The sequence below is a fragment of the Streptomyces hainanensis genome, from assembly GCF_004348415.1.
Taxonomy (GTDB): Bacteria; Actinomycetota; Actinomycetes; order Streptomycetales; family Streptomycetaceae; genus Streptomyces; species Streptomyces hainanensis.
In genome coordinates this window covers 1-9,067 of record NZ_SMKI01000321.1, presented here as the reverse complement: position 1 = coordinate 9,067, position 9,067 = coordinate 1, and the positions used below count along the sequence as shown (strand labels likewise).

General features: G+C 71.8%; 3 protein-coding genes. All 3 read right to left on the bottom strand.

The window, feature by feature from the left end; translation table 11 throughout:
- The coding region (locus E1283_RS39510) for a LamG-like jellyroll fold domain-containing protein (protein ID WP_132820458.1) at nt 1-6,652 on the bottom strand (6,652 nt) is incomplete at its 3' end.
- A 190-nt stretch (nt 6,653-6,842) separates the two neighbouring features.
- Nucleotides 6,843-7,490, bottom strand: a complete 648-nt coding sequence (locus E1283_RS25305) for an HAD-IA family hydrolase (protein WP_132820457.1) — start codon at nt 7,488-7,490, stop codon at nt 6,843-6,845.
- Nucleotides 7,491-7,499: 9 nt separating this feature from the next.
- A complete protein-coding gene (locus tag E1283_RS25300) occupies nt 7,500-8,747 on the bottom strand; it encodes an MFS transporter (RefSeq protein WP_243745095.1) in 1,248 nt (415 codons plus the stop codon).
- Between the last annotated feature and the right edge of the window lie 320 nt (nt 8,748-9,067).

The following is a 9,067-nucleotide window of genomic DNA, read 5'->3' as shown; positions in this document are numbered from 1 at the left end:
TGGTGGTGAGGAAGTCGGCGTCGGAGGAGCCTAGTTGGCGGACCTCCAGCGGGCGGTCGGCGTCGTCGTAGGTGGTGACGGTGCGCCGGTTCAGGTCGTCCGGGTCGAGGACGGTGGTGGTGACGCGGCCGGCCACGTCGAGTTCGTACGCCGTGATGGTGGTGCCGTTGCCGGTGGCCTGCCGAACGAGATGCCCGGCACGGTCGTAGGTGTTGTCCTCCAACACGAGGTCACGGCCATCGGCGACGTCCCGGGCGGTGACGGTGGCGGTCAGGCCGTCGCCGAAGTACCGGTAAGCGGTCACGGCGCCCATGGCGTCGGTCGTGGTGGCGAGCCGGCCGGCCGGGTCGTAGGCGTTGGAGACGAGCGTGAGGTCACGGACCTCACCGGACGGGTCGCCGGTCCAGTCCTGAAGCACGGTGGCGGCGTGCTGGCCACGCGGGGTGTACGTGTGGCGCAGCACGGTGCCGGCGGGGTCGGTCTCCTGGGCGAGTCGGCCGAGGTCGTCGTAGACGTAGTAGGTGGCGCCGTTCTCCGGGTCGATGACGCGGTCGACCCGGCCGTGCTCGTCATACCGCTGCTGGGCGGTACGGTCCGGGTCCTCGCCGCCCAGGTCGGAGACGGTCTCGGTGAGCACATTGCCGTCCGGGTCATAGGCGCGCGTCACCCGGGCCGTGTGGTCCTCGCCGGTGACGGCGTTCTCCGTGGTGGCGCCGGTCTCCGAGGTGACGCGGGAGAGCGCGTCGTGGACGAACGTCGTGGTGACGCCGTCGGGTTGGGCATCGGAGATCTCGGTCTGGGTCAGCCGGCGGCCGAGGCCGTCGTAGGTGTACTCCAGGGCCAGACCCGAGGGTTGGGTGGTGCGGGCGACGTCGCCGCTGGCGTAGTAGGCGTACCGGGTGGTGGCCCCGTCGGGTTGGACGTCGGTGGCCAGCAGACCCGGCGGGGCGGTACCGCCGCCCACGGCCGGCTCGGTGCCGGTGGTGTAGGTGCGGCGGGAGGTGCGCCCGTCGGGCAGGCGGGTCGTCTCCGGCAGACCGAGGGCGGTGTAGCTGGTGGTGGTGCGGAAGGTCGTGTCGGCCGGTCCGGTCGAGCGGGCGTCGGCGGTGGCGGTGGGCTTGTCGTTGCGCGGATCCAGCGCGTTGTTCGCGTTCAGGTAGTGGTCGGCGTACGACGTCTGGCAGTCACGCGGGCCCCGACAGGTCGTCGTGGAGACGGTGTTGCCCCGCGCGTCGTGCCCGGTGATGGTCGCGTCGCCGTTGGGGTCCGTGACGGTGTGCAGGAAGCCGCCCGTGTCATAGGCGAAGGTCGTCGTACCACCCTCCGCACCGGTAACCGAGGTGACCCGGTAGCCGCGCAGCGCGTCGTACGTCGCCTCGGTGGCGTCGCCCAACGGGTTGGTCACGGTGACGGTCGCCCCGAGCGCGGAACCGGCACGCTCCGCACGGGCCGCGTAGTGCGCCGCGACATCCTCGGCGGTCAGCGCGTGCCGGTAGAGCGCCACCTCGTCGAGATGGCCGTTGAGGTGGTAGGTCGCGCCGGGCGCGCCCATCCAGCCACTGCTGCTGTAGCCCGCGCCCAGGTAGGCGTAGGCCCGGCTCTGTTCCGCGATCTGGCCCGCGAGGGTGCCGACGGCGACCCCGTCGAGGTAGAGGGTCTGGGTGTTCCCGGAGCCGGTGAGGACGACGTGGTGCCACTCGCCGTCGTTCACGGCGCTGCTGGAGACGATGGGTTGGGCACCGCCCGCGTCCGGTATCCACCACTGGCCGCGCAGGCGGCCGTTGGTGTCGACGTTGAGAACGGTCCGCCAGGTGGCCGGGGTGGTGCCGAGCGGATCGCTCTGGAACACCATCAGCACGCCACGGGTGTTCGTGGTGCGGAACCACAGTTCGGCGCTGAGCTCGGTGGTGCCGGAGAGGATGTTCCCCGGCACACGGACCGCGCCGTTCGAGCCGGGCAACAGCGCGTAGCCGTCGCCGGCGCCGAACACGCCTCCGGAACCCTGTGTGGGGGTGCCCTCGACGCTTCCCGGGTGGCGGCCGGTCTCGTCGGCGACGACGCCGCGCGGCAGCGACCAACTGGTCTCGTCGAGCCGCCAGTACGCCGCCGGCCCGTCGCCCATCACGGCGGCGCGGTAGTCGTCGCCGGTGCCGGACACCAGGGCAGTGGCCGCGCGAATGCTCCTGGCGCTCTGGTCGAAGTAGCCGATGCCGCTGTCGGAGATCTGGGTGATCCACGACGTGTCGTAGAACGCCACTTCGGCGATCTGGCCGGAGAAGTTGCGGTCACCGGCGGGCTGTCCGTCCCAGCTTCCCGAGGAGTAGCCGCCGCCGACGTAGGTGTGGGTGAGTCGGCCCCGATCGGTGCCCTTGGTGTTGTGCGCCTGGTACTCGCCGTCGAGGACGAGCAGTTGTCCCTGCGCGGAACCGGTGAGGGCGACGTGGTGCCACTGGCCGTCGTCGACCCGCTGGCTGGAGCGGAGGGTGGTCGAATCGCCGGGGTAGCGCAGCCGGCCGCGTAGGAAACCGTCCTGGTCGACCAGGAGCATGGGCCACCACTCGGTCGCGGTGGTGCCCAGAGGCTTGTCCTGCATGGAGACCAGGACGCCGGAGTCGGTGGTGCGGAACCAGAGTTCGATGGTCTGGGCGTCGGTGTCGCCCCACGCGTCGGTGGGGACCTCGACGGCGCTGTCGGCCTCGCCCGTGAAGTAGGGGGCGGTGGTGTCGCCGTCGGCGAACGGTCCCGACCCACCGGGACGCACCCCGTTGAGGTAGGCGCCGTCGCCGGCGTCGTCGAGCGCGCTGGCGGCGACGGCGCCGGAACGTTCGGTGAGCCGCCAGTAGCCGGTGGGGTCGCCGGCGCGGACCGCGTCGGCGTAGCCGCTGGCGACGTTGGCGTAGCTGGGCTGGGAGAGCTGCCAGGTGCCGCCGTCGGCGTCGGTGTGTTCGGCGACGCGGCCGGTGGCGTCGTCGTAGGTGTTGGTGGCGTGCGTGCGGCCGGAGGGGAGGGTGGCCTCGGTGAGGCGGGCCGCCGGCTGGCGCAGGGCGTGGTGTTCGGCGACGGTGGCCGCGTCCAGGGCGCGGTGGTAGACGGCGACCTCGTCCAGGTCGCCGGTGAAGCGGCGCACGCCGCTGGCGGCGCCGTCGAAGCCGGAGGAGGAGTAGCCGGCGCCGAGGTAGGTGTAGGCCATGTCGAGGTGGTCGATGGCGCCGTTGAGGGTGCCGACCGCGCGGCCGTCCAGGTAGAGCGTCTGGGTGGTGCCCTCGGCGGTGAGGACGGCGTGGTGCCAGGCCCCGTCGGTGACCGTGCCGGAGCTCTTGATCGGGGTGATGTTGCCCCGGTCACCGGTGAACAGGTAGCCGGAGAGCCTGCCGTTGGCGTCGACCGTCAGCGGCGGCGTCCAGGACTCCGGCTTCCCGTCCTCAAGACGCTGACTCTGGAAACCCATCAGCACGCCCGGCCCTGTGGTGCGGAACCACAGTTCGATGGAGAGGAAGGTGGTGGTGCGCAGGGTGTCGTGCGGGAGACGGACGACGGTGTCGGTGCCGTCGAACGACGCGGCGGTGTCGCTGGTGCCGGCCAGCGCGCCCGGCGTGCCGCCCGAGGTGTTGAGGTACTCGGCGTCGTTGAAACCGGTGCGGGAGGGCGCTGAGCTGGCGGCGGTGGCGCCCTCCGCCTCGTCCAGCCGCCAGTAGGAGACGGGGCCGGCATCCAGGACGGCGCTGCGGTAGAGCGAGCCGTCCTCGTAGCTGTAGCGGGTGCACTCCTCCGTCGTACCGGGCGGGCAGACACTGGTGAGCCGGCCGCCCGTGTAGCCGTAGCGCCACGTCAGGCCCGTCTCGCCGGGGGCCACCGCGTTGGTGGTGACGGACTCCACCCGGTTGTCCCGCCAGGTGAAGGTCAGCGTGCGGCCCGACAGCGCGTCGGTGGCGGTCGCAAGCCGGCCGGACGTGTGGGTGAGCCGCTGCTCGCGGCCGGCGCTGTCAGCGACCCTGGTGAGCTGACCTGCGGCGTTGAAGGTGTGGGTAGCGCCGCTCGCGTCACGCAGCACCCAGCCGCCGCCCGTCGCGGTGGTGAGGGTGAGGCTGCCCCCGGACGGACCCGCGTAACTGCCGTTGGCGTTACGGCCGAAACGGACCCGGCTGCCCTCGGCCAGGGTGACCACCACGTTGCCGTCGGCCTCGACAGCGGCCCGCATGTCCCAACGCGTCGTCCAGCCGGGCCCGAAGGCAAGGTCGCCACGCGGATCGAGGGAGTTGTAGGTGCGGGTGACCGCCAGCGGCGGACCCACGGTGGAGAGCGTGGCATCGGTGGCCGAGGTGGCGAAGTTGCCGCTGACCGGGTTGAACTCGCGGCCGTCGGAACCGCCGAGGTGACCGGTGACGGCAGGCTGCGGCACCCGGGTGGAGAACAGCGACGGATTGGGGCGCAGTGAGGTGGCCTGCCCGTCGTAGGCGTAGGCGTACCAGGCGTAGGTCTTGTCCCACGACAGCCAGCCGGCGGGGACGGCCCACTGCTGGTTGGCGCTGCGGCTGCCGGTGCGGCAGTTCTTGCGGGTGTTCTCGCCGTCGACCTCGCAGACCTCGAACGTGAACTGGAGGCGGGCGTTGGGGTAGTGGTCGCGGTCGGTGCCCTCGGCCCAGAGGGTCGGGGTGAGGGTGTCGACGACCGCCCCACTGCCGGGGGCCGCGCCGGTCAGCTCGGGCGGGATGTTCACGGCCGCCAGCCGAACCCGGGCCCCGGGGATGCCCTGAGCGGTGAACCTGCTGACGCCGTAGTCCGTCATCGTCCAGTCGACGGTGTACGTGCCGGGTGTCAGCGGCGCGATCCGGGCGTTGACGGTGACGCTCTCACCAGGGGCCACGGCCTGCGGCATCTCGGTGTAGCGGCGCAGCGAGGCGTCGGTGAGCTCGGTGCCGTTCGCGTTGTAGAGGTTGTAGCGCAGCTTGAACCGGCCACCGGCGGGCCAGGTCTCCTGCCCCTGGTTGGTGAGGGTGACGCGCTGCACGCCCTCACTGACCGCCGTCACCGGCTGGGTGAGCTGGCCGAGGCGGTAGGTGGCGCCGTACTGCGTCCACGTCACGTCCAGGCTCGGCGCACCGTTGGGGTAGCGGGTGGAGCCGAACTGCTTCCAGCCATACGAATCGGTCGTCGAAGCGCGGATGGCCAGGCCGTAGTTGGTCTTGCGGCCATGCGTCCAGTCATCCACGAGCTGGCGACCGGCGGAGCCCAGCGGGATGGTCTCCCAGGCCGGCGCGCAGGCCCAGTTGGTCGTGCCGGCCGGCCGCCAGCCATGCGCGAACCGGTCGGTGGCCAGTGCGGAGCCGACGTTCGGACCCGGGTACTGGGCCAGGGTGCCCGCCGACCAGTTCTGCGTGATGGGGTGAATGGTGACCGGCCGGGCGTTGCACGAGTACGACCACGAGTTGTAGAGCGCGAGACGCGCGTCCAGCACCCAGGCGTTGCGCAGCGAGGACTGCACACCGGAGAACCGCAGGAACGAGGTCGCCGCACTCGCCCCACCATCCGGGGTACCGGCCTTCAGGATCGTGTCCGTGGAGAAGTTGATGTTGTAAGGGCGCTGCACATAGGTCGAGGAACTGGCCTCCACCCGCGTCACGGACGGGTCGACACGCACCGGATAGACCCGCTCGGGATCGCTCAACCACTCCTCGTCCAGCGTGACGACCAGCACCTGACGGCCGTTCTCGGTGGCCAGTTCGTAGCCGACCCCGCCCGATATCGCGCCGTCGCCGGAACGCTCGTCGACCGCCGCGTCCTCCATCCACCCCGTCGGCATGTAGGCACGAACGGCGCCCTCGGCGTCGGCGAAGGCGATCCCGCCGTGCTCGTCCAGGGCTGCCGTCAGGCCGTCGAGGTGGAGCGGGAACCGCCACTCGGTCGGGGCGTCGGCGTCGCGGAGGACGATCGTTTCCTTGATCTCGGCGTTGCCGCCGAGGAACTCGATGTCGGCGGAGCGCCGGACGTCGCGGTAGGTGACGAGTGGCCCCTCAACCTCGCCGGGGACGGCGCTCGCCTCGGCCAGGGCGTAGCCGACGGCGTGCTCCTCATCCAGACGGAGCGTCATCAACGGGTCGTCGGCGGCGGTGGCACCGAAGGAGACGCCGGCCTCCGTGGCTGTCGTCTCCCACGACTCGCCACCGGCGACGCGCACCAGGGACAGGTCGATCGGACGCCAGACCCCGTCCAGGTCGGCGAAGTTGACCGGCTCGTCGTAGTAGCGGGTGGTGAAGGTGCCGTCCGTGTTGCGGAACGTGCGGGAGTCCTCGGTGCGCTCCGCCGGCACCTCGACGCTGGTCTCCTCGTCGAAACCCGTGAGCTCGACCGGCGGCAGCGACTCGATGACCTCCGGGTCACCGGACTCCAACGGCGGCGCGGTGTCCCCCAGGTCGTCGCTCGTGGACTGACCTTCGTCGAGCGGCAGTTGCCCCGGTGCCTCACCCGGCTCCCCACCGCCGCCGTCCCCCTCGGCGGTCGTGTCGGCGGCATCGGCCTCGTGGGACAGACCGTCCGCCGAGCCCCACTCCTGCCCCGGTGCCTCGCCGCTCTCGGTCACCGCCCTCCCGGACGAGGCGACCCAACGGCTGGCCGCCGCGGCGGTGCCAGGGTCGAGAGCGGTCAGAACCGCCATCAAAAGGGCAGCGGACAGCACAAGAAAGCGCGCACGAAGCACGGTCCCCCCACGGATCGTCGACATGACGATCAAGACACTCCATGATCTTCACAGAGTGACGCAAGGTCCCTGCCGGGCCGTCATGGCGCGCGGCATTCCGGCGAATCATCACCAACCGGGACATGAAGCCGTGTTCGACATCGAATCGTTACTCGGCCGGCAGAACCGTATCCGAGGTCACGCCGATGAGCCGTGCCAGCCGTCGCGTCGTCTCGGGATGTCCGTCGGCGTGCAGGGTGGTGATGCCCAGGGCCGTGGCGGGCGGCAGGTTCTCGGGGCGGTCGTCGACGAACACGCAGGCGGTGCCGGGGAGTCCGACGCGGTCGAGGGCCAGTCGGTAGATGGCCGGGTCGGGCTTGGCCAGGCCCTCGCGTTCGGAGATGACGGTCACGTCGAACAGGTCCCAGACGCCGACGTGGGCGTAGGGGTCGTAGGGGTCGAGGCCGAAGCTGTTGGAGAGCATGGCGACGCGGAGGCCGGCGGCCCGCGCCGCGCGGGCCAGCGCGATCATGTCGTGGGCCGGGCGTACGCCGGCCCAGGCGCGGCCCATCAGGTTGTGCGGGTCGGCGAGGCCGAGCCGCGCGGCCGTGCGGCGGTTCCACTCGTGCTGGGTCATCAAGCCGGCTTCCAGGGCCAGGTAGTCGGCCCGCCCCTCGGGGTGTTCGTCCAGGGTGTGGCGCCACGCGTCCGGTGGCAGGCCCTCGGCACGGGACCAGCCGTCGATCGCTTCGCGGATGCCGGTCGCCAGGACGCCGGCGAAGTCGAGTATCAGGCCCTGGAACGGTCGTCGGGTCACGTCCCCGTCCTACCCGGCCGGTACGGCCGGGGACACCTGACCTGCCGCCGCGTCGCGCGTCAGGCGGCGTTCGAGGGGGCGGATCGCCAGGCTCGCGGTCAGCGCCAGGGAGCCGACGACCGCCCACGGCAGCACGCGGTTCACGCCGTACAGGACGCCGAAGAGCGCGGGCGTCACCATGTCCGCCGTGGCGAACGAGTACTGGAACGCGGCCAGATACGTGCCTCGGCTCCGTTCCGGCGCGGCGTCGGCGGAGAGTGCGTTGGCGGCCGGGCCGTGCGTCATCTCCGCCGCGCCCCACAGCAGCATCGCGAACGCCAGGTAGCCGACCAACAGCGGGCCTGACGGAAGCAGCACCGCCAGGGCCGCGGCCGCGCACCAGGCCGCCCACAGCACGCCGCCCCAGGCCATCGCGCCGCCCCGGGAAGTGCGGCGTCGGACGCGGCGGTTGACCGTGGCGGTGCCGGTGGCCACGGCCACCGTGGTGATCGTGAGGAAGACGCCGACCGCCCAACCGGGCGCCCCGAGACCGCGGATCACGTAGACGGGGACCGCCACGGCGAGGAAGACCGTACAGATGTTGAACAGGGTGTTCACGCCGATCAGCGCCAGGTACGGCCGGTCGCGCAGCAACCGTCGTATCCCGTCCGAGGGTTGGCCGTCGGGTTCGCCGGCCGGCCGGCGGCCGGCGCGGACGAACAGGGCGACGGTCGCCGCCGCGAGGACGAAGGAGGTCGCGTTGGCCAGCACCATCCCCCGGTACGCGTCCTGCGAGGCGAGTGCCAGCAGCACGCCGGTGAGTACCGTGCCGGCGCCGGTACCGGCCGCCCGGATCATGCCGGCCCTGGCGAACCACTCGTCCTTGGCCTCGCCCTCCGCCTGCTCGGAGATCAGCGCGAAGACCGACGACCAGTACACCCGTAGCCCGACCGACTCGACCAGGGCCGCGAGGAACAGCGACACCGGCCCCGACACCCCCAGGTACAGGAGGAAGCCGGCGGCCTGCGTCAACTGCCCGACGATCACCACGGGTCGCGGGCCGACGCGGTCCACGATCCGTCCGACGAGCAGCGGCAGCAGGAGCGAGCAGGCGGTGGCGGCGGTCAGCAACAGGCCGACGCCGGCCTCCGACAGGTCGGTGACGGTGAGGAAGTAGACCATGGAGAGCGGGAGATAGAGTCCGGTGCCGACGGCGTCGACGGCCAGCGCCACCGGTATCGCCCAGCCTGCGCCGTCGCGGGCCCGCGGCCACCTCACGGTTCTTCGGGGGTGGCGTGCGGCGTCGCCCGGACGGCACTGGTGCGCACGAGGTGGCCCTCCGTCCATGGCTGTGGGGGGCCATCGGGATGGCCGGGAATCCGCGAGCTCATGTTCTATTCGGGGGCGCGAGCCGTCGTCAACGGGTTTTACCGGTCAGGCGGGGCCGCCGGGTCGCCGCTGTTACGGCGTGGTGGGAGCGGTTGAGCGTCGCCCTGTTGTCCGCTGACCGGTGTGACGGGTTTCCGGTCAGCTTTCGCCCCAGGTCCACTCCCCCGCCGCGGCGAGGCGGTCGAGGAGGGGTGCCCAGGGGGCGGGGT